At 52.1% G+C, this 21,952-nt stretch carries 20 protein-coding genes; 14 read left to right on the forward strand and 6 right to left on the reverse strand.

Annotated elements, in window-relative coordinates; all coding sequences use genetic code 11:
- The first annotated feature begins 441 nt into the window (after window positions 1–441).
- The 6 genes from ACOZ4N_RS15855 (at window position 442) to ACOZ4N_RS15880 (ending at window position 8,611) form a co-directional block, all read left to right on the forward strand.
- Window positions 442–3,978 (forward strand): tetratricopeptide repeat protein, encoded by a 3,537-nt coding sequence (locus ACOZ4N_RS15855; protein WP_424017335.1) that lies wholly within the window; start codon window positions 442–444, stop codon window positions 3,976–3,978.
- Window positions 3,979–4,396: 418 nt separating this feature from the next.
- A complete protein-coding gene (locus ACOZ4N_RS15860) occupies window positions 4,397–4,864 on the forward strand; it encodes a hypothetical protein (RefSeq protein WP_424017336.1) in 468 nt (155 codons plus the stop codon).
- 160 nt (window positions 4,865–5,024) lie between these two features.
- Window positions 5,025–6,071, forward strand: a complete 1,047-nt coding sequence (locus ACOZ4N_RS15865) for a hypothetical protein (RefSeq protein ID WP_424017337.1) — start codon at window positions 5,025–5,027, stop codon at window positions 6,069–6,071.
- Window positions 6,072–6,410: 339 nt separating this feature from the next.
- Window positions 6,411–6,944 carry a hypothetical protein gene (locus ACOZ4N_RS15870; RefSeq protein ID WP_424017338.1) on the forward strand — a complete coding sequence of 178 codons (534 nt, stop codon included), beginning with the start codon at window positions 6,411–6,413 and terminating at the stop codon, window positions 6,942–6,944.
- Window positions 6,945–7,188: 244 nt separating this feature from the next.
- Window positions 7,189–8,052 (forward strand): hypothetical protein, encoded by an 864-nt coding sequence (locus ACOZ4N_RS15875; protein ID WP_424017339.1) that lies wholly within the window; start codon window positions 7,189–7,191, stop codon window positions 8,050–8,052.
- 235 nt (window positions 8,053–8,287) lie between these two features.
- The gene (locus ACOZ4N_RS15880) at window positions 8,288–8,611 is read left to right on the forward strand and encodes a hypothetical protein (RefSeq protein WP_424017340.1); all 324 of its coding nucleotides are present in this window, start codon (window positions 8,288–8,290) and stop codon (window positions 8,609–8,611) included.
- Window positions 8,612–8,619: 8 nt separating this feature from the next.
- Here ACOZ4N_RS15880 and ACOZ4N_RS15885 read toward each other — a convergent pair whose 3' ends face one another.
- Window positions 8,620–9,378, reverse strand: a complete 759-nt coding sequence (locus tag ACOZ4N_RS15885; protein ID WP_424017341.1) for an adenylate/guanylate cyclase domain-containing protein — start codon at window positions 9,376–9,378, stop codon at window positions 8,620–8,622.
- Window positions 9,379–9,447: 69 nt separating this feature from the next.
- Here ACOZ4N_RS15885 and ACOZ4N_RS15890 point away from each other — a divergent pair, with 69 nt between their 5' ends.
- From ACOZ4N_RS15890 to ACOZ4N_RS15900, 3 genes are all read left to right on the forward strand, one after another.
- Window positions 9,448–10,197, forward strand: a complete 750-nt coding sequence (locus tag ACOZ4N_RS15890; protein WP_424017342.1) for an adenylate/guanylate cyclase domain-containing protein — start codon at window positions 9,448–9,450, stop codon at window positions 10,195–10,197.
- Between the two features lie 4 nt (window positions 10,198–10,201).
- Window positions 10,202–10,690, forward strand: a complete 489-nt coding sequence (locus tag ACOZ4N_RS15895) for a Pycsar system effector family protein (RefSeq protein WP_424017343.1) — start codon at window positions 10,202–10,204, stop codon at window positions 10,688–10,690.
- 129 nt (window positions 10,691–10,819) lie between these two features.
- Window positions 10,820–12,325 (forward strand): restriction endonuclease, encoded by a 1,506-nt coding sequence (locus tag ACOZ4N_RS15900; RefSeq protein ID WP_424017344.1) that lies wholly within the window; start codon window positions 10,820–10,822, stop codon window positions 12,323–12,325.
- Here ACOZ4N_RS15900 and ACOZ4N_RS15905 read toward each other — a convergent pair.
- Window positions 12,322–13,536 (reverse strand): DNA-methyltransferase, encoded by a 1,215-nt coding sequence (locus tag ACOZ4N_RS15905; protein WP_424017345.1) that lies wholly within the window; start codon window positions 13,534–13,536, stop codon window positions 12,322–12,324. The genes ACOZ4N_RS15900 and ACOZ4N_RS15905 overlap by 4 nt on opposite strands.
- Before the next feature lie 189 nt (window positions 13,537–13,725).
- On the opposite strand from ACOZ4N_RS15905, the gene ACOZ4N_RS15910 reads away from it, so the two are divergent.
- The gene (locus ACOZ4N_RS15910) at window positions 13,726–13,962 is read left to right on the forward strand and encodes a helix-turn-helix domain-containing protein (RefSeq protein ID WP_424017346.1); all 237 of its coding nucleotides are present in this window, start codon (window positions 13,726–13,728) and stop codon (window positions 13,960–13,962) included.
- Here ACOZ4N_RS15910 and ACOZ4N_RS15915 read toward each other — a convergent pair.
- A complete protein-coding gene (locus tag ACOZ4N_RS15915) occupies window positions 13,954–14,496 on the reverse strand; it encodes a hypothetical protein (RefSeq protein ID WP_424017347.1) in 543 nt (180 codons plus the stop codon). The two genes, ACOZ4N_RS15910 and ACOZ4N_RS15915, sit on opposite strands and share 9 nt — an antisense overlap.
- Window positions 14,497–14,555: 59 nt before the next feature.
- Window positions 14,556–15,545 (reverse strand): hypothetical protein, encoded by a 990-nt coding sequence (locus ACOZ4N_RS15920; RefSeq protein WP_424017348.1) that lies wholly within the window; start codon window positions 15,543–15,545, stop codon window positions 14,556–14,558.
- A 375-nt stretch (window positions 15,546–15,920) separates the two neighbouring features.
- Between ACOZ4N_RS15920 and ACOZ4N_RS15925 the strand changes: the two genes are divergently transcribed.
- Both ACOZ4N_RS15925 and ACOZ4N_RS15930 read left to right on the forward strand, forming a co-directional pair.
- Window positions 15,921–16,421 carry a hypothetical protein gene (locus ACOZ4N_RS15925; protein ID WP_424017349.1) on the forward strand — a complete coding sequence of 167 codons (501 nt, stop codon included), beginning with the start codon at window positions 15,921–15,923 and terminating at the stop codon, window positions 16,419–16,421.
- Between the two features lie 13 nt (window positions 16,422–16,434).
- Entirely contained in the window at window positions 16,435–17,403 is a 969-nt protein-coding gene (locus tag ACOZ4N_RS15930) for a hypothetical protein (RefSeq protein WP_424017350.1), read from the forward strand.
- A gap of 129 nt (window positions 17,404–17,532) precedes the next feature.
- Here ACOZ4N_RS15930 and ACOZ4N_RS15935 read toward each other — a convergent pair whose 3' ends face one another.
- Window positions 17,533–18,387, reverse strand: a complete 855-nt coding sequence (locus ACOZ4N_RS15935) for a hypothetical protein (protein ID WP_424017351.1) — start codon at window positions 18,385–18,387, stop codon at window positions 17,533–17,535.
- A 145-nt stretch (window positions 18,388–18,532) separates the two neighbouring features.
- On the opposite strand from ACOZ4N_RS15935, the gene ACOZ4N_RS15940 reads away from it, so the two are divergent.
- Complete coding sequence (locus ACOZ4N_RS15940; RefSeq protein WP_424017352.1) at window positions 18,533–20,542, forward strand: GmrSD restriction endonuclease domain-containing protein; 2,010 nt, start codon at window positions 18,533–18,535, stop codon at window positions 20,540–20,542.
- Window positions 20,543–20,600: 58 nt separating this feature from the next.
- On the opposite strand, the gene ACOZ4N_RS15945 is transcribed toward ACOZ4N_RS15940, so the two are convergent.
- Entirely contained in the window at window positions 20,601–21,089 is a 489-nt protein-coding gene (locus ACOZ4N_RS15945; protein WP_424017353.1) for a hypothetical protein, read from the reverse strand.
- A 211-nt stretch (window positions 21,090–21,300) separates the two neighbouring features.
- Here ACOZ4N_RS15945 and ACOZ4N_RS15950 point away from each other — a divergent pair, with 211 nt between their 5' ends.
- On the forward strand, window positions 21,301–21,942 hold the full coding sequence (locus ACOZ4N_RS15950) for a tyrosine-type recombinase/integrase (protein ID WP_424017354.1): 642 nt from the start codon (window positions 21,301–21,303) through the stop codon (window positions 21,940–21,942).
- The last annotated feature ends 10 nt before the right edge of the window (window positions 21,943–21,952 follow it).

A 21,952-nucleotide genomic window follows, 5' to 3' on the forward strand; every position in this document is an offset into this window, starting at 1 on the left:
ATCCCGTGGCTACTACGGTTCAGCGCGTACTTGTCGAACCCACGGTTTGCACACTGTGGTCAGGCGGCGACGAACTACTCCGTACGGTACATGAACTCTTGACCACAGTTTTCACATTTGAGCGTCTCCCATGTCTCCCAATCGTCAGTGACGCCAACCGTCCTCGTCTCAAGAACCTCTGTCGCATCCAAATCGTGCTTGTGCCCGCAATGGGAGCATGCAACCCTACTCATCCTTTCACCCGTGGATACCCTGTGAGTCGTTCGCTGTGCGGAGCATACCACGAATAGGAGGTAGACCTTCAATAGGTCACGTCCCGCGTTCCGTCATCACACCGTGAGCGTCACCTGATAGTGGTAGCTTTAGCGTTAGTTTCTACTCTATAGATTTGAAAGATAATCCGAATCATAAATACCGTAGAAGCCTTGGAAATCGACAAAGATGGATAGCGGCGATATCGAGGAAGGCCCTTCTGAAATTGTCGAGTATATGAGTCTCGTCGGGCAGCGAGCAGAGTTCCTCGAATATCTGTGTGAGAACACCGCACAGAAGCGCGACCTCATCGACGACCTTGACGTATCGCGTTCGACAGTCGACCGTGCACTCGCTGACTTACAGGACGTTGGGCTCGTCTGTTACGAGGATGGAACGTACGAGACAACTGCCACGGGCGTCCTCGCGGTGAAACAATATCGCGCTCACATCGACAAATCGGCGGATATCCGCGCGGCTCACGAGGCACTGCGTCCTCTCCCGCCAGATACGCGTCTCGACCCTGCTATGGTCGTTGGTGCATCGGTTAGTATCACAGAGGAACCTCGCCCTTATGCTGCTCTCCAGCCTGTTGAATCTGCGATTTCAGATGCGACAGAGATTCGAGCTCTTCTCCCGAACATAGCTGACTCTCGCTTCGTCGAACTGTATCGGAATCGGATTCGAGAAGGGGTGGATGTCGAAATGGTCGTCTCTCCTGAGTTAGCAGACAGGCTAAGAGAGCAGTTCCCCACCATTTGTCAGCAGATGTCGACACAGGACTCGTTCGCTGCACATGAGGCGGAAGTCCCTCCATTCGGCCTGCTGTTGGCCGATAATGAGGGCGTCACGACGGTTTCTGTCGTTGTGTACACGGAGACTGGCTCCGTCCATGCGGTTGTCCATACAGGCACGCTTGATGCAGTCCGATGGGCTGAGGGGTTGTACGAAGACGTTCTCACCGATGCTACGGAGGTCACGTCGTCATTCCATCAGGTGGAACCAGCCTCAGAGGCTCCTGAATCCCCAATCGCTGACGGTAACACTATTATCAAAGCCACATCCGATGGCTCCTTACCGCCCGCATCATCGGCACTTCCTGTCGAACTCGAAGCGGAAGGGTTCGTAGACCTGTGTCAGGACTACTTCGAGCAACGAGAAGCGAACGACCCAGCGACATGCTGGCGAACGGGACTTCGCCTCGTTGACGTCAACGCTGGGTACGCTGTCGACCGAACGCGTGAACAGGACGGAGAGCGGGTCAACGTAACTGATTCGCTGTTCGAAGACCTACAAGATGGCACAGACCATATCGTTCTCGGGCCATTGGGCGCTGGGAAGAGTACGGTCTGTAAGTCCATCGGGTGCCGATGGTACGAACAGGGACTGGGTAGGGTCTTCTATCGAGAGAGTGGCGAAACAGACCCCTTCGAATCGGTTGCGCAACTCAAGGCAACCATCGAGGAACAGGCTGGGCACACGCTTGTCGTCGTTGAAGATGCTGTCCGCACCGATGCTAATGCTATCTTTACCCTCGCACGGCAGTTCGACGGGAGCGACAGTGTCACCTTTCTGCTCGACGCGCGGGAATCTGAGTGGCAGAACCCTGACGCACTCCCCGTCGATGCGCGACTGGATTCATATCGAGCAAGCGCGCTACAGACTGTCCGTCTCCCTGAACTTGACCAGATTGAGTGTGCGCGTTTCCTGAACCACTTCGAAGAAACCATTGCCACAACAGTCCCGACGGACGCGGAGAAGCTGCTTGATGAAATTCGCCGCGAGACCAACGACGGTGAGACACGTCGCGGAGAGGTGCTGCTACTCTTCCATCGACTGGCACGATACGCCCAGCCTTCGGCCGATGTCGATGAACACACATCTACAGCCTTGTTGGAAGACGTACAGCGCACGTACCAGCGACTAGAGAACAACGACACCCCATACGCACTCACCATTGGCGTCCTTACAAACCTACTCAACGCAGCCCAAATCGGCGTCTATCCAGAGTATATCCACGCAGTTGCCGACGCTGACGACCACGAAACCGTCGAACGGCAGTTGGAAGCCATAGAGGGGTCAGTCTTCTTTTCAGGAGAGGGCTCGGACAGTTGTATCGCTCCGAGAGAAGCGGTCCACGAATCGTGGTCAGCAGAGTTCTTGATTGAATTATTGGACTCACAGTCCTCGCGTCGCGCACATCGTCTCGTCGCGGACTGTATGTCAGCGGTGCTGTCGTTAGCGGATGAGCCTGAGCGTCGAGCCGATGTTGAGTGGTTCTTCGAGGGACGACGAGACCGCCTCGATGCTATTGCTGATAATCCGACGGAGTGGTGCGATACCATCGTCGAACAGCTGTTTAGCCTCGGACTGAAACGTCCCGCACTCGCTCCCCTGTTCGGAAAGTCCGATTACTCTCGCCTCTCGCTTCCCGATGCTTGCTCCGAGGAGACCCGCCTGCGGTGTTCGCTGTGGCGTGGCAAGATGAATCAAGAGGCAGGCAACTTTGACCGCGCACAGCACGAATACGAATATCTGATTGAGAAAGTCGAGACTGCGAGCATCGATGAAGAACAACGCTCGCGTATCCAAGCTGATGCGCACAATCGGCTTGGTCGGACGCTGAGTGAGCAGGGGAAACTCTCTGCCGCAATGAATGCGCTCGCTGAGGCTGAGGAATTATATCGAGAACTGGAAGACTCCAGAGGGGTTGCAGATACACTCGTTGAGCGAGGATACATTCCAAAGACGAAGGGTGAACTTGACGTCGCTCAAAAGCGATTAGAAGAGGCTCTTGAAATATATCGAGAGCTCGGAAACGAGAGTGGCGAGGCCGAGTGCCTGCTGGAACTCGGTATCCTTCGGCATCGACAAGGGAATCCAGAGCAGGGCCGCGAACAGGTTGAAACTGCGCTCGAACTCTTCCAGCGTCTCAACTCTCGCAACGACGAGGCACGGTGTAGAAACGCCTTGGGAACCATCGCAGCACAACAAGGACAGCTCGACGCGGCAATCACTCAGTTCCAGCAGAGTGTCGAACTCGCTCGTAGCGTCGGCGACACGCATCGGGAAGCGAACAGTCTCAATAATCTGGCCCGTGCGTATGCGATGGCTGGAGAGCATGACGAAGCGATTTCGTATCAGCAGTCAGCAGCGAATATCTACGAAGAGATAGGCGACACCAACGGACAGGCGGCATCGTATCACAATTTGGGCGAGTCTGCCCGTGAACAAGGCGACCTCGACACGGCTGAGGAGTACTTCGAAAAGGCACGGACGTTGCGCAAAGAATCCGACCATACGCGGCGGATGTACCGAGACATCCACTCGCTCGGGATTGTCCATCTCGAACGCGACGACTACGACACTGCCCGCAATCTGCTCAGTGAGGCACTGGAGAAGTTTCGTGAGTACGAGGAGCCACGACGAGAGGCTGCTGCATTGCGTCGGCTGGGTGAGGTGGCAATGGAAACGGACGAACTGGAAGAGGCAAAACGACACACAGAGGCAGCAGTTGAGCAGGCTCGGGAAGCGAATGCACAAGATTTCGTCTTGGATGGACTAGAACAGCTGGCGACTATCTACGAGCGACTAGGGCACGTTGAACAGGCGATTAAGTGTTGTAAGGAAGCCGTCTCACTAACAGAACAGATGGGATTAGACGAGCGGCGGGAAACGCTGGTGGAGAAGTGCAACAGATTTGAGAGTGCAGTCGCAGCTGGGTAGCTGAAAAGCAACTACACCGACTCGTCCAACAGTGGGTTCGTCACTCTACAGAGCAGTAGCCAGTGCGGTCGACCTGAACTGCCCGACAGCCGCTCACTCGGCCCTGAGGCCTCCTTCGCTATTCTGACCCCTTCGGACTTGGTTTCCTTTTTCAGATTTCGGTGTTTCCTATCTCTTTGCCTCTCGGTCTTCTTCGCTCCACCTCTCTCCCCGCTCTTTCTATCTCACAGAGAGGTTCAGCACTCTCTCTACTCTCGGGATTTGACCACCCCGTCCCAATGGAACCGTGTCGGAGCAACGGTGAGTCCCCTACAGTTGCCGACAACTCGGGCCGCGAACTCCCGCCTGCGTGTGCGTACAGTAGTCGGGCTATGTTGCCCCCAGTAGCCCAATAGGGAATGATGTTATATCAGATATTATGGATGATAGCACACGTCTCACGGATGGTGACCGAAAGTATCTGGCAGCGCTTGCTGCACTTGATGGACGGGCAAGCACGAGGGAACTCCGCAAACGAGTCGACAGTTGGGATGACCGTGCAGTACGATATCGGCACAACCGACATCAGCGTCTCGGAACGGTAGAAATTCACAGAGACAAAGACAGAACTCCCGTCAACGTCAGTCCGATGAAGGTCGCGGAGCTGACGGACAAGGGACGAGCAATCATTGCAAAGGGTGCGACCGCCGAGGAGGAAATTGAACAGACGGCGGAAGAACAGGTCGAAGAGTTATCTGAGCGTATTGTGGAGTTAGAGGACATGATGGAAGGTGCATTTCCGTGGATGCGCGAAGTTCTCGCTCGCGTTCGTCGGCTTGAAGCCGCTTTTGAGGATATCACTGACGAGAGCGTTGAGGTATACGGCGAGGTTGAGGAATACGAATAAACCCTATTAGTGACTGACAGACGGTCACAGTAGGTCATCTTGTGAATCGATTTCACACGAGCGGAAATATAAGAAATTCCACTTTATTGTATTAGCCCATTACGGATTGAAGCGGCTGCTCAATAGATTTTTACGAACCAATATCATATTATCTGATACTATGAAACTGGACAAAGAGCTTGTTCAAAACCTCCAGTCAACGACACCACCAGACTGGAATGTACAGCAACCCGATGATTCCCGATATGCTGTTCTCTCCCGTGATGAGCCGTCTGCTGTCGACATACAGGTTGGCCCTCGATACGATGGTACATTAGCCGTGGTTGCGACGCATCATCGTGAGTTTAGCAGTTTCGGCATGGTTCCGTACCCTGTCGAGTATAGACGAGCTGAGACCGTTACGACCGCCGTGGGGGCTGTATCAGACTTTATTGAAAAATACCGTGAACCACAGCACCTGTCTACCGAGTCTGTTGGCAATGTAGCCCCAGCAGAGGAGGTCATAGATTATCTCATCGATAATGGGGCAGAGTTTGTTGCTGTGCCCGAAGACCTGCTTGCTTACGGCATCTGTAGTATAGTCTGGCTCGCATCAAGGGACACTGATGATTCGGCCATTACACAATATCTTCAGGGCCTCGATGTCGTGACCGTCGACGGTCATCCTCTACCATTTACAAGAGGCGTCAACATGAGGCCAATGAAGGCACACTTCGGGGCGCGTGTTCCCGTGTATTCATCTGGAAAGGTCGTTCCCGAGATTGACCAAGTTGAGAGAAACCGTGGCCTGACTAATCTTCGAGACTACGATTTCAGTGCCTCACCGACCAGTAGATTCCCAATCGAGCCTCAGACGACTAATCTAGAGACGTTGCTGAGGCAGCTCGTGAATGCAGGTGCAGCGGCCATCGCTGTTGAGAAGGAGGTCAGTCGGCCAGAAACCCTCTCGCTTGTCGCAAATATCCCTCCAGCGATAGGATACGAAATCGTGGCCGAGTACAGTTCTATCGAGTTTGCTGGCAGGGAACGAGATGTCAGCTGGGTCTGTGATATGGGTGGGCCACATTTCAACTTCAGAGTCCCACTGTACGCCTCAGACGACATCGTCGGTGTTGATAGTATCCAGTTCTCCGAAGGTCTCGACAACCTCCGTAAGTTCGTTTCAGAGGAGGCAGATGCGCAGCGCGAAGCGGGTGATGTGTCGTGAAGTGTGAATACTGTGGCATAGAAGCGTCACTTATTCTGCTTGATGGCACAGACCCAGAGGATGCCGACGAATGGTGGGTTGAGCGATACCGTTGTGAACGGTGTAGTCGTATCGGGTGGTATTGCGTTAATGAGTCAGGGGATGAGACACAACACGGGTACGCTGGCTGTCTCATTCCCGATAGATGATAGCTCGAACCAGAGCTTTTGCAATTGTCAGTAGAAATGATATTTCATGAGGCTCAAGGAAAATCTGGAGCAAGCAATCCAAGACCCGACGTATGCCCCACCCAATGTGGACGGAAAACCTTCATTATTGTACTAAATATGATAGGATGCTATGACAGATACAAGCTCTGCTGGCAGCACATCCACCAACCAACCAGAAACTAGTGGAGGTGATACTCAAAACAGTTGTACTCAAACTATCGGTAACGTCTGTACCGTTGGCTTTTCACCTAGCGGACAATCAAGCGAGCCACTCAAACTCGATGTCGCAGCCGAAAAAATGGCCGAAACTGTGGTCGCAGACGCTGAACATAAGCATCGCAACCGTATCTGTGGCCTTCGACTGGATGACAGAGAAATCGTGACCAAAGCTGGAACTGAAGACTGGCCACAATACACCGTCGCAGCTGGTCACGTGCTCGGGAAGCTTGCCCTCAATCTCTCCAGTATTATCCAATTCCGTGAGGGTGGTGAGGGATTCAGACGAGCTGCAGTCAACAATATCGCCAACGAACTGGCTGGACAGACGGTTGAGGTTCGGGCTACCCGCGAGGACCAGCAACCACCGCGTGGTCGTGAATACCGACGTGTCGAAATTCACTTCGTGGACGGAGCAGGCACTACGCAGATTAAACTGACCAACTAAGTGTCTGAAGATTCGTACCTATCCAACCAATCCTGCACTGTTCGCCGTGCTTCGGCTTCCCTTGAGAGTGACACATCCAGCGTCAATCGACGCGCGACAGAAGTCGAATAAGTTGCGATTAGGACATCCTCAGTCGATTGATTTTCCATAAACATCCTGTATGGGAGTATTCAGATAAGCGTGTACAGGGTGTTTTAGCACATTCTTATGCTGTTTTTTACATCTCGCCTCACTCTGGGTTCGTATGGTCGTCACGACTGCACAGGCTCAGATTGCTATCAGCCTCGCGTCGGTCGTCGTTGCGGGAGTTCTCGCGTATGTCACGTACCAGTATTACACTGAAACGAAGCAGCATACTGCCGAGATGCGTAAGAACAGGGAGGCCGAATTTAGGCCTGTTCTCAAGGGTGCGATAGTCTACAAACCCGTCTCGTACTATGATTTCGCTATCGTCAACACGGGAAAGGGAGCTGCTCACGATGTTGAGGCGGAGTGGCAGATGAATGATTATCCACACACCAGTACGTGGTCGATTCCGCATATTGCACCAGAGAAACAGCACAATTTCGCTGTCCGAATAGAGGATGATGAAGAGACTGAGGGCAATGAGGGAATGCTGCACGCGGAGCAGGAGTTCCGCGATGAGTTGGCGGACTCGGATGGTATTCTCCACTACGAGGCAACTTGCGAGGATGCACTCGGAAACACCCATGAGTTTCAGGAGGATATCGATATCATTGGGGCTATTGACGGGCGTGTCGCGGGGGCAATGGAGTGGCAACAGAAAGACGAACTGGAGCAGATTCGGCGGGAGCTCGAAGACATTGGGGACGCAGTCGAAGACGTGGAGAGCGCGGTAGAGATGAGTGGGAATGATAGTCTGATTCGGGGCGAACTGACTCAGCAGGTTCGTGACATCGTTGAATCGCGCTCTGAAGTGTCTCTGCAGGAGTTACGGAAGCTTACTGGGTTTTCCCGTATGGATTTGGCTGGTGTTCTTCGTCGACTTGAGGAAGCTGATGAAGTAGCTATAGATTCAGAAGTGGGACGACTCTCGCTGCCAAATGCAGAGGCTACAATTCGGGTCGAAGGAGAGCCGTCAGATTAGTACACCTTGCACTTCCCCAAATCCAATCTCGCTCATCAGCCTCTCATTTCGTGACGTACGGCCTAGTTTACGCGTGGCGACCGTGTACCAGCATACGAGCGTGCGGCTCACGACCGAGGGTTAGGCACTTCCCCGCGCACCTCCCATACGAGTACAAATGCGTATCACGAAGCCAGACAATCACGATTCGTCAGGCACTGACGACACCAGCAGAAGCGCTGAACCGATGGTTTCGGTGGACTACCTCGACGACCCAATCCCTGTGAGTGAACACGCGAAGAACACACAAGGACTCGTCCACGACATCCTTGAGCAGCCCAGTGCGTTCGGGCTTGTTCCAGAGCAACGCGTCGAGGAGCTCGAAGCGCAGCTCGAACAGCAGCAAGAGAAGATTGACCAGCTTGAGAGGTTCATCGACGTACTGGCAACCGCATCAGCAGCAGAGATTCAGGGCGAGTGTCCTGAGTGTGGTGAGCATCTGGAAGAGAAGAAGCCTGTGTTCAAATCCAACCACATTGCGTGTTCAGAGTGTGGAACCGTCGTAGCTGGGCTTGAGTGAGACAGTAACTATCCTGCTGGCTCTAGGTTTTCCCAGTTTGTGCCCTCCCAACCGCCGACGAAGTTGTAATGCTGGTAGGGCATTCGTTCACCCGTCTCTTCGTTCTCCCAGACGTACGGTGAGAAGTGGCCGAGTTTCTCGAAGGGGTCCTCATCGAAAGATTCGTGCGTATACTCGTAGATTCCCTCCCCGACGTAGAACTCGTTTGTACTAGAGGCGTTCTCTAGTTTTGACGCAACGTTCGCAGCGACAGAGATAGCCGTCCGTCGGTTGAGACTGTGGACTCCGATACGGGAGATGTAGGCTTTCCCCATCGTCGCGCCCGCGCTGATGCTGATTGGTTCGATACCGTGGTCGCTTAGACTGGGGTTGATGTGATTGGCGAGGGCGTACTTGAGGGCTGAGAGGTATTCAATGACGAGTTCGGCAGTCTCTTCGTCATCTTCTCCCGCGCCAAAGTAGGCCATTACACCGTCACCTGTGTTCTTCTCGAAGTACCCGTCGTAGTCGCGGACGAGTTCCATTGCCTCTGGGATGAACATGTTGAGCATGAACAGAATTTCGTCGTAGTCATTCCTGTCTGTGTAGTCGGTGAAGTCGTTGATATCGATGAAGACGATACCAAGGTCGAATTTCTTGGCTGTGTGGAGGGTCATATCCTCCAAGTCGGGCATGCTGTAGCTGTCTGGAATGTGTTCCAGACGTTCCTCGACTGTCGCCGCCTGTTCGTTAACGCGGGTTTCGATTTCGTCGGGTGTCGGGGACATATACTCGCTGAGTCTGGCTTCTACCTCTACTTACCAATTGTTTAGGGATGGCCCATCGAATGTGATGGTATGTCGTTCAGCAGGGATGAAGTTCAAGAACGAATAGAAGACCGTGCGGACGACGTTGAGGACAGATTAGAACATATACCGAACAGCTACAGTATGCCAGATTTAGAAGATATGACCATAGGGACGGCCAAAGAGTTCCGTCTGGGTGCGGTATTCATCGATATTGCTGGCTTCACGGAGTACACTGGAAATGAGGATGATGAGGACGTTCTGTTTATGTTGAATTTATTTGTTCCCGAAGTGATGGAACTCGTTCGTGATTACGACGGGTACTTCGAGAAGAACACTGGCGACGGGATTCTCGCATACTTTGGTGCAGGTGACGATGATACAGACATCGCGCATACTGTCCTCGAATATATCGCCTCGGTCAAAACGACATTAGCCGACTATGTGAACCCGACTCTGGAAGACTTCGGAGTTGAGCCGATTTCAATCAAGGCAGGCGCTTCATTAGGTGGTATCTATATTTCTCGCATCGGTGTGGACAGTCTCAACCGTCGGACTGCTGTCGGTACAACAGCGAATGTAGCTTCGAAGCTTGAAGACAAGGCAGACAGCAACGAGTATCTTGTCAACCACGGAATCAATAAGTACGCTCACGAGGGGGATAGCATGTGGGCAAGCCATCTCACTGACGAGGGGTCGTTTGGGAGCTATCGGTGGGGAAATGACTCCGACGGATGGGAGGATGCTCATTATTACAGTTTTAGTGGGGTTTGGGCGGATACAGAGAGCAGTAACCTGTAATAATATGTCTGATTTCACTTCTTCCGAGTTGGCCGAGGGCACGCAAGACCACCTCAACGAGTATATTATTGCTGCTGACCGCAAGGCGTCAATTCTGATTACGGGACAGTTCGCTTTCCTCGGGCTGACTGCGACTGCGTTGAGCAACCTTAGTCAAGTTCCGACTGGTTGGTTTCGTTGGTTCGTGATTGCGACGGCGGTTTTCGGGGTTCTTGCTGTCCTGCTCGCTGTCGTCGTAATATATCCGCGTACGCCGAGTCCTTCTGAAGGATACATTTACTGGGGGAATATTACTCAGCACAGCTCTGATGACGATTTTCACGAGGCGATTACCTCCCTTGATGATGACGAAGCGATAGAGGCACTAAACAAGGAGAACTACTCTCTCGCCAAAGTTGCAGAGAAAAAATATACCCACTTGCGGTGGTCACTCCGAGCGACCGTGGCGATGGTAGTATTTGCAGTTGTAGCTGGTGCCATCTTTATCATCTGAGAGTTGAGGTAGACTATACACCATCTGTGTAAGTAATAAGCTCTCACCCATTTCGGATGGATTGAGAGGGGTTAGAGAGACCGCCAGCTTTTTTCTGGTGCGGCAAGAGCTCTGAGCTCAATACGTAGTATGGCCCGTCACGATACAGATTTGCCCTTTGGTGATGCTTTCTCTCCGAAACAGCTACACACCGATGACGATGAACCGCCAGAACTGGTCGTAGTTTTGGAGAAGGCGAAAGAGTACGAAGGGGAGCAAGATGCCTTCGATGAAGAGATGCGGCGGATATTCTTTCCTGACCATGATGACACCACGCGGTCTAAGAACGTACGTTTAGGACTGAAACCGAATGGATACGGCATCACCGATGAGGACTTTCAGTTCACAGAACTTGGGGAGGAACTGTACGAGCTTCGTGATGACCCTGACGAGCTTTACGAGCGCTTTGCAAAGCACATTCTTCGTAATCTACACGGCTTGAAGGGCATCGAAATCGTTGAAGACCTTCGGGCAGAGGGAAGGAAGCCAGTCAACGATAACGTGAAGGAGGAGTTCCAGAAGCAGTACGGCTTCCATATTGACGAGACCTCGAATCATTGGTCGCAGATGCGGGCGTGGATGGCGGAAGCAGGAGTCGTGAACACGGGCACTCATCACTACGATATTGACCGTGCTCGAATTGAGGAACTGATTGGCGTCGACTCAGAGGATATCGTTGAATTGGACGGGCTCAATGACCAGCAGCAGGCGTTCCTTCGTGCCCTCACCCTCATTGACCCAAACGACGAGGTGAAAAGCCGTACAGTCAAGCGAATCGCGGAGAACGCCTATGGAGTCGATATCAGCCAGTCCAATATCAGCCGACGAACCCTCGACCCTCTAGAGGAGGCAGGATACATTGAGTGGGAGCACGTCTCTGGCAAGCCGAACCTCATCAGAGTGACCGACGGATTTGATGCTGATATTCTGAAAGCTATTCTCGACGACCTCGCAGAACGCACGGGAGTTCCTCGCCATGTTCTTCGCCTCTCGTTCGAGGGAGTGTTGGAAGACCTCGATTCTGATTCGACACACGAGAAAGGTGTCGCTCTGGAAACGCTCGCTGTCAAGACGGGGCGCTTGTTGGGGTTGGATTTCGTGGGGTGGCGGGTTCGAGGGCGTAAGACTGGTGGCTCAGAGGTTGACGTCGTGATGGACGAGATTGATACCACGTTCAATCGTTGGCAAATCCAGTGTAAGAACATCCAAAGCCAGTTGGAATCGAAGTACGTCGCTCGGGAAGTCGGGATTGCCCGCATCCTCCAGACCAACACGATATTGATGATTGCTCGGGGCGGAGTCTCCTCGGATGCACGCCAGTACGCGAATCAGGTGATGCGACACGAGAATATCGCAATCCTGTTCCTCACTGGTGAAGACGTGGAACGCTTAGATGAGGATGCCGACCACTTGCTGACAGTCCTGCGGGGAGAAGCTCGTCGTATTCATAACCTCAAGCGCCTCGACCGACAGGAGGTCGAGGGCGATGAGGAATACGACCTCATTGAGCGAGAAGAAGAGGCTCTGGAGGAGTTCGCTGATGAAATCGAAGACGTTCGCGGTGAGTCACAAGGCGACCTGAGCGATTTTAGCTAATCCTCGCTCAACGTTGCGAAGTCACCGAAGTCCGACTGGTCGCTGTTGTATCGCTTGCGGATTTCTTCTTCGGTAAGGAATCGGAACTGGCTAGCGTCGAGATACTTTTGTTCCTTTTCGAACGCCATCCAGTACCGACCCTTCTGTTCCGCGATTTGGCCAGTGATGTTGCTCCCAGCGAAGATGTCGAGGACAACAGGTCGGTCGAGCGCACCTTGCTCCCAGTCGTCATAGGGAGGATTCGGGGTTAGGAAGTCAACAAAGAACTCTGGAATCTGCCGCGGGAATCGGGCGGGATGTGAGTCTACATCGAACTCGCGGCACATCTTCAGGTAATGGGTATTCGATGCAGTGTTGCTTGCTTCGATAACGTTGTCAGCGGTGTTGCCACCCATCCCGAGCATCCGAAGCATCTCACCAGCCGACAGGTCGCCGATATCCTCGTTGGACACCATCTCCAAGAACTCCTTCGCGGAGAACTCGTCCAGTCGGTCGAGGATATCCCCTGACTGGAAACCTTCAAGCAGATTGTCGGGGATAGAGCCGTCGTTGTCGTTGGCGAATGCCTCCGAGTCGATATTCCAGCCTGAACTACGCTTGCCGTCGTTGAACTCACCCGACTCCATCAACTGCTTCTGGGAATCCGAGTACTCCTGAAGGACGCGCTGATTGTTCGCCTCTGGATGCGGATGCTCGCCCTCCTCAACAGCCGAATCCTTGTTGATTTCTGGCGTCAACCACCAGATATGCGTCACAGCGTCCGTAACCCGAATCTTGCGGACGTTCACCCACTCAATCGGGTTCGGAAGCTTGGCGGGATTATACCAGTAGAAGTCCTGCGCAAGGTGCATCCCACCCTCGTCGGGGTCGACGAGGCGGTTCAGCAGTTGGAATTGGTATGGCGACCGCTCGGGGTATCCCTGTTTAAACGCTCCGCCAATCTCAACGACGAACGACCCATGCGGTTGGAGGACCCGACGCACCTCGGGGACGAACTCCATGAACCAGTCGTTGTACCCCTCCTGACTCTCATTACCATACTCTTTCTTGTGCTGGAGCGCAAACGGCGGAGAAGTGACTATCAGGTCGATACTATTGTCAGGTAGTTGTTCTAGAAGCTCGCGGCTGTCCCCCTGAAATGCGGAACCGAGGTCGCTATTATAAGCGGCCTCAGAGTCGATTAGCGTAGTGACGGCGGAATCCTCATTCATCAGTCTATCTTTCTCTGGTTCGGATGTTATCGGTGCCATGTCTTAGTTGTTCAGTGTTCGGTGTCGTTTGTTCAGAACAGGTCGATAATCGGGTGACAGTATCCAACCTACGTTACGTAGGATGGACTGTAAGTGTTTCTATCTTGAGCTGTGGGGGTTTATCAACCAATAGACTCGAATTGGACGATAGTGCCGCGGAAACGCGACAAGGAAACGGGCCTCTTCGAGGAGGTCTACAGCCGAGACGATATCCTCGACACCCTTCGCGGGACCCGTCTATCGACGTCCGAGGTAGCCGACGCTCTCAACTGTCATCGGACTACTGCGCATGAGCGACTCACCGAGCTTGAGGAAGATGGCATCATAACCTCTTCTGAGGCAGGAAATACGCTGATTTGGGAAGTTCAAAGAGACGAATTACAGTGAACCTGCTTCACTCATCAGATACAGCCAGCGGAGGACGACACCGAGCGTAAGCAGGTAGTGCAGGAAGAGGAAGATGAGGACTGTCGAAGCAGCAGTCATAGCCAAAGACAAAATTTGCTGCGAGACAGCTGACTGTATCTCCGTAATGAGCGACGGATTCTGTCGGGTAATGAAGTGGCCAGCAGCGATGAGAGCCGACACTCCAAACGAAACCAGTCCTAACAGAACGGCGTACATCGCACTGCGTCGCAGCTGATTGAGGGCTGCACTCTTTCGCTCACCGTCGTCGTCCCCGATGCTCGGGATGTTGAACCAAGACCGAGCCGAGAGCGCCAAGACAGCCCCGAAGAAGGCCGTAAGGAACCCAACGATACCGAGAGTCACAGTCAGGAACTGTCCGACGATGACAGCCAGTAGTAGCGGTACACCGATGAGGATGAGCATATATCCAAGCGGGTGCTGAGAATCATACCACAGCGTCCCGTAATGGTCGCGGATTACGGGAGCTGGATTGAAGATTCTCAGTATGCTCATCGCTGGTTCAGGGGTGTATTACTTCGAGCTTGTTGGTTATGGGTCTTCTGACCATGTTCTCAAAGGATTGTTCCGTCGTCTGGGCCATCAGATTCAGGCGGTAAAACGATATCAGCGACCTCTCTGGCCTTGGGGGAAAGTGAATCCGCAGTTGGATGCCCACCATTCATATTCAGATTGCTCGGGTCGAGCTCCCTGCGCATTCGTATGTTAGCGTTCCACAGGGAGAAAGTAATAGTTGACCCGTCCTCCTCAACCTCCAGCTTGACGTCATCGAACTCGTCCTTCTGCAGTTCGCCGTACTTCCAGTTCCCATCTGGCATAAAGGACTGGACGAAATCTGGCGACCATCTACTCTCGGATGTCGGCTTGATTTCGTAGGTTCGGCTGACTCTCTGACGGTCTACGTCAGTTGCTCCCTCATTATCGGCATGCTCTTCAACTGGCGTCAGTTCTTGTGTGCCCTCGAATTTCAGCCGCTTGAAGTCGTCTGCTCTGGTAATTCTCTCCTCCGCATCCTGAGTATAGACGGGCTTCATCTCGCATACGATGTCGTTCGTATCCTCATCGTCGGAATCGTACTGCGAAATATACTCTTTGAGGCGACGGAACAGCTCACCCATAACCCCTCTCGCCCGATACTGCTTCAGCACAGCTACTGCGCGGGTCTTGTCCGTCGACGGTACGTAGAAGAGGAAATAGAACGGTGTCTCCTCGGAGTGATGCTCCTTTCGATGGCTGTGAATGCGTTCTCCCTCAACAGTATCGTAGACGTCTGCCTCGATGCCGTATTCTCCGAGCTTGATTTCTCCCTCGATAACGTCACCATCAGATTCGTAACGGTTAACCTCGAAGGTTCTCTTGCGGTCGTCATCGTCGTCGATATCGCTGTACTCGTCGAAGAATCCGTCTAGAATGTCAATTAGGGAGTCATCGTCAAACTCGTCATACTCGTCGGTCAGATTTTGAAGATTCCAGTAATCGTCCTCGTCAGCGTAGTATGCCTCATGCATTCGAAACCAGTATGGGACGAGCTTGTGCGATACCATGTTAGTTATTCTCGCATTCATATAGTCAACTGAAATTACTATCGATAGCAGCACAGCAGCTCAACAATTCTTCTTGCTGGTCTGACGGGCGGTATGGTTTAGGGAGCTATTATTATACCATAACCCGTAATATCAATATTCGAATATAATACCGACAAACTGGTCTCTGACATCATACTGCTCGGCGCGTACGTCGTCATGTCCCTCGCAGTCGGCGTCATCGCACTCATACTCAATCAAAACGAGCGCGACCGACTGATGCACGAGCTCCGCGACGGAGAATAACTCCTGCTATTGCTGGTAAATATACCCATAGTCCAGTGGCTGCTACAATTTCGTTCGGATATTTAAGACTCGCGGGATTAGCTTTTCGTGATGGTATCCCTCAGCAACCTTGGATTCGCAGTTGCTGGGGCTCTTACTGTCGGCGTCATTTGGTTTCTGCGAGGCGTTGTCACCAGTTTGGGTGACCAAGCTGCTACCAAACTCACTTCCAAAATCACCGCCTCACAGCTTGTTGTATCTGAAACCTCTATCTCCGATGAAGAGCTTGACTATATCACCGAGCAGTTCTGCACCACTCTCGCACGTCGACTTCACAACCGTGACGAGGCCAGCTACCGCCCCGTAATTGACCCCGAGAATCCACTTGAATCCGCTCTGGAACAGCGAGAGCACGACCTCGAAACCATCGAAAAGGTATATGAAGACGCTGAGGGTAAATCTATGATGCCTTCCTTCGCTGAAGTTCGAGATGGGTTCGCCGAACGCGGAATCTGGGACGAGGAGCTAACCACACTATATGAAGACGCAGAGTCGACAGCAGACCTCCGAGAGCTTCTAATCCGATTGGAAAACCTTCGAGATAAATTATAATATTAGTGTAGGAATGCCAGATGATGATTCTAAATACCTGACGGAAATAATCTTCCAGCGTTCCCGAAAGCAACAGCTCCAGTTTGAGCTTGGGTTCGCACCCCTGCTTGCTACTGTGGTCGGGTTAATGACGCCAGATGGGATTCAGGGTGCAATCATCATCGCGGCGGTAGTCGGGTTGGTTGTAATGGCGTTCCTCCGATGGCTCACGTTCACTGGTCGCTTTGCAAACGAGGAGCTATTCATTGAACAAACAGTTCGACCCGTCGAACTCTGCGGGATTATCGGCGTAGTACAGCTGTTCCATTACGGCGCAAAAAATATCAGTCAGTTAGCGTCGCTATCAGTACCAGAGGCGACGACGCTAGTTTCAGTTCTCGGTACCGTCGTGTTCATAGTGTTCGTAGAATTGGTATTTCACACCTACCAGCTTGGCTGGGGTTCGCTGTTCTATCTCCGATATCGGAATGCAGCAGAAAAGATGGGCGACTTAAACTCAGCTGAAGAAGTTATTGAACGAATTGAGTCCGTCGGTGCGCTGTTCGGATTACTCATCATTACCGTGTTGGGGCGGATGTATTTGGAGATTGGTTACTACGTACTCCGTAATGCGATTCCAGACCGACGAGACAAGTACATTGACGAGCTACACGAGTTCGTACAGGAGGTAGAGAAACTGAAGAGTGGTGGCCGAAACTTGGGTATCGTCGGGACGTTTGCTATCTCGGCGGTTGTCGTGTTACCCGTTTTCGGCGGGGTTGTGTGGGGTCTGTCACTGATACTGGGAACGTTCGGGTCGCTAGCATTGGCACTCGTGACGATGCGTGTGACTAAGCATATCGTCGGGTTCAGTTATATCGCGTTCGGAACCCTGCGGTTCGACCAGTTTATTACGACGAACAAGCGCTCAATCGGTCTATTGGCCGTCTATACTACCGTAGTGTATCTGTTGTTCTTCACACCTACGACACCCCTCGGGTAGGCCAATACAGTATAAAAAGCCAATTTTGCTCTATCGAAATAGAGGATGGCAACGCAGTCACTCCACACAAACTTCGGTCATACGAGCCTATGCGCACACTTGCCGTGGTTGAATGGGCGAGGATATCACCTACCAGCGTCTACGTCGACGCACTTTATCTTCAAACACCTGTTCGTCCATAATCTCATAATTACGGTCGTCGCCAGATACAGAATAGCCGAGCCCCTTTCGAAGCACAACACGCAACGTCGGGTCCTGCCTGATTTTCTCCTCACCAACCACCTCCTCGACAGCCTTCTCAATCGCGTCCTGAACCTCCTCACTGTGGGTCTCTGGGCTTGGGTCGTTTATAAAGTTCTCAACGTCCGATTCTTTCTCAGCCGCGGCCTCAGCGATTTCCTCAATTGTGTCCTGTATCTCGGGTTCGTCTTGTGCGAGTAGATTAGTTATCGCATCATCAGCCTCGTTCTCGATGATTTTCCCGACCATATCCCGCTGAGTGTCTCGGGTGTCGGTCTTCCTTGATGTACTGAAATCACAGGATGGGCACCGCCACAACTTCTGTTTCGACCTGATTCTTCGACTTTTGTTCTGAATACTCAACTCAGTCTCGCAACGCGGGCAGTACGGCCCTTCGACATAGGTCACTTCATCCCCTCTGCTTGTACCAAATTGACCCTCCCAATCGATATCTTGATATCTAATCGCGGCTGCGTAGAGCGTCTTTGATGGCGGACCTGAAAACACTTCGAAACCGACACCTCCTCCTTCCTCGTCTTTCGAGAGAAGTTCTTTACCGTACTCCCAAGCACTGTGTAGGACGAGAAAGACTACTCCGATAATAAGGAGAGACCGCGTCGTTGGGTCGTTCAGAATTGAAAGAAGGCCTCCTTCAGGTAAGTCTGGGAGTCGAGGGGTGATGTATCCCTGAGCGAGAACTGCTGCAGCAAGGAATATGAGGTCCTCCTTCGAGAACTCAACCATTTGGATGGGTATAGTAGGTTTCTGTTTTGTGAGTGTTCGGATTGATGCTGTGATGGACTGTTCTATGGATTCGAATTAATCAGGGACTACCGTCTTGTCATTTCTCACCCCTGTTTTTAAAGCGCCTCCACCCTCATACGTGACTATGTCTGAGAAGGTCAATCTCAATGTTGACGACGCCGACCTCGCGCTGATAATCAGTCGTATGGAGGAAGGAAGATATCGAATCCCAGAGTTCCAACGCGAGTATGTCTGGGAAACAAGCGAAGTCACCGAACTCTTCGACAGCATATATAATAGCTATCCAGTCGGGAGCCTGTTTCTCTGGGAAGTTCCTGAAGAGATGAACAACTACTTCCGTGATATGCGGGACTTGGGACAGCCAAGTATCCAAGACACTTCGTACCAAATCAGCTTCGTTCTCGACGGCCAACAACGTCTCACATCTCTTTATGTCGCTCTGAAAGGATTGGAGTTCAAGGACTATGATTACTCCCGAATCCTCTTTGATATCGACGCTGAGGAGTTCACGTTAGGGAAAGCCAGTGCTGACCATCTAATCAGTGTTGCAGATATCTGGGACGAAAGCAAGAGCCTCTTCGATATCGCAGAAGGGATGTCACAGGAAAGACAGCAACGTATCGAACAGTGTTCGACGCGACTACGGAACTACAAGCTACCACTCATCGAGGTCGAGTCCGAGGAGGTCGACAGCGTCATCGACATCTTCGAGCGTATCAACCAGAAAGGCCGCGACCTCGACCGCTTCGATATTGTCAACGCAAACGTCTGGACGGGAGATTTCAACCTCCGTCAGCGGATTGATAAGGACATTGTCGAACGACTGGAAGAGAATGATTTCGGAACGATAGAGCGAGATACAGTCGCTCAAGCCATTTCACTCTGTCTCGAAGGTCAGTGTACGACGAACGTTCAGAAGAATCTCGACGCACACGAAGTCAGCCAGAATTGGGATGACCTTCGAGACGCCTTTCTCAATGCCGTCCGCTATATCCGAGGTCGTTACAACATCCAGCGCGTCGAATTTCTACCGTATGAGAGTCTAATCGCTATTCTAACGTACTATATGTACAAAGCTGAGACTAAGACAGTCATCTCTGAACATCAGGAGAAAGTAGACCAGTACTTCTGGCGAGTTGTTGTCTCGGACCACTGGGAGTCTATGCGTCAAACGACGATAGGACAGGACACAGACATCATCGACGAGATAATCGCTGGATATGACGCGGATGTGAATTTCCCGCTCGCAATCACACCAGACCGACTCATTAATGGGAACATCAAACGCTCAAAATCGAGTGTCAGGAATGCTTTCCTCTGCGTTCTCGCAAACAAGCGACCACTCAACCCAGAAGACGGAACCGACATCGACCTAAAAAACGACCACTTCGTCGATTTCAAACTCGAAAAACACCATATCTTCCCGAACAGCTTCTTACTCGACCGCAACGTCGACAAAGACAAACGAAAGAGTCTGGTTGATATTACCTTCCTCCCAAAGAAGGTCAACAACGAAATCGGAAGTACGGCCCCATCGGAATACTTCGAGAAGTTCCGTGAACGCGATGATTTTGAGGACGTTATGTTCTCGCACATTATCCCGTACGGAGACGAATCCGCTATCTGGACTAACGATTACGACAAGTTCCTCGAACAGCGAGCGACGCTCATTATGGAAGAAATACAGGAACTTGTCGGCGAATCCGCAGACCTCAACTTCCAAGACCAGACGCCTGAGCAGCGAATGAAGGAAGCTGAAGAGATGGTCAGGGAAGTCGCACATAACCGCCTACAGGAGGAACACGGAGACTCATACTGGGATGTACTCCCGTCGGGCGTCGTCCAGAGTGTGAACCAGCGTATAAATGGGGACGGCTCTGATATCGGAAACAGAAAACAATTAGAGTATATCTCCGCAGAAGAAGCTTCAACAATCATCACAACACACTGGGCAAACTTCGATGACATCTTCCCAGAAGAAGACGATGTTGAACATCATCTAAAGAATCTCGAAGCATACCGCCGAGAGTACGAGGAAGAGGGTGAGGTGGACAGGTATACTCGATTGGATGGAGACCTCGCTATTCAGTGGATTAACAGTTGTGTTCGCCCCGTTTTAGAAGAAGCCGAATAGCTCCTCTGCAAGACCCCGAGAACCACGCCTCAAACACCTGCGACCCTCTCTGGATAGACTATGGCAGTATAGGAAGGTCTACTCCAACAACATACTCCAGTGTGAGGACAAGCAGGATAGCAGCAAGGGTGAGGGAGCCAAAGAGTCGCTGATACGTGTCGTACCAGTCGGTTGATTCGGTGTCGCCAGCGACGTAGCTTTTCATATTGTACACACCGACGACTCCAGCGACCGCGATGAACGCAACAGTGCCTTTGAGAACTCGTGGGGGGATGAAATCAGCAATCACGAGGAAGGTCGAGGCGAAGCCCATCACCGCGGTCGCTTGGGTAACTCGCCCCTCGTAGCCCTGTCGATAGCTCTGGAAGCCAATGAGGGCAAGAGCACCGATACCGAGCAGCAGCCCGATTTTGCCAAGTTGAGATAGTGGGGAGAGCGCTGGCGAGACAACACTCCAGATAGTATCGAGTACGGTGTTCCAGATATTTTCGAGTAAGGACTGGCCAGCGTTGACGAGGCCATCAGGGGATATCGGGAATCCTTGCATTTTGTTTTGCTTGTTGATTCAATATCAAAAGCATGTCGCGCGTGTACTCCTCAGAGGGTTTCGGCCAGACTGACTCTGAACAGCTAGTGTGTTAGTAGTTCAGAATAACTTTGGATTCTTCTCACAGACTCCAAAGTTTCTTTGTTCTTGTCTTACCTATATTCTCTCAGAAGCCTATTTTCGGGCTTCTCAGCATCTACACCAACACACTATGAGCTCTGATACAAACTCCCAAGTTTCTAACAGCGATTTAGCACAGCTCTGGATTAAACCAAACCAGTTCTCGCAGCTTCAGGGCGCAGCATATGAATCTGGTACACACGTCCATCTTCAGGATAGAGACCACGCCCTCGTCACCTTCCTGTACGACTCAGGAGCACGTATCAACGAAGCCACATCCTTCAACCATAGCATGGTTAGACTCGACGACGCCGAATACTACTTTCCAACCCACGTTCAGAAACAGTATCCAACAGGTGGCTCCCCATCTCCCGCTCGTATCAGTATCGACCCAGAGTCGACGACAGGCGCAGTTGCATCCCTCCGTCGATACTTGAACCGACGAGACGACGAGCACGATGCACTCTTCATCACACAGAAAGGAACGCGAATAACTAACCAAGCAGCTCGTAATGTCGTCTCAAAACTGGCCGAGAGAGCAGGGATACAGCCATACACAGTGGACGGAGGCCGAGCTGACCCATCCGACCTGACACCCCACCACCTCCGCCACAGCGTCGCTTACAGAATGTTAGCCGAAGAGAACGCTCGGTTGGTCGACGTCAGAAACCGACTTCGACATACCTCAATCACCACCACGGAGCGCATCTACGAACACTTCAGAGTCGCTTAACAGTGACAAT

The organism is Halorientalis pallida (assembly GCF_049605515.1).
In the GTDB taxonomy this organism is placed as follows: domain Archaea; phylum Halobacteriota; class Halobacteria; order Halobacteriales; family Haloarculaceae; genus Halorientalis; species Halorientalis pallida_A.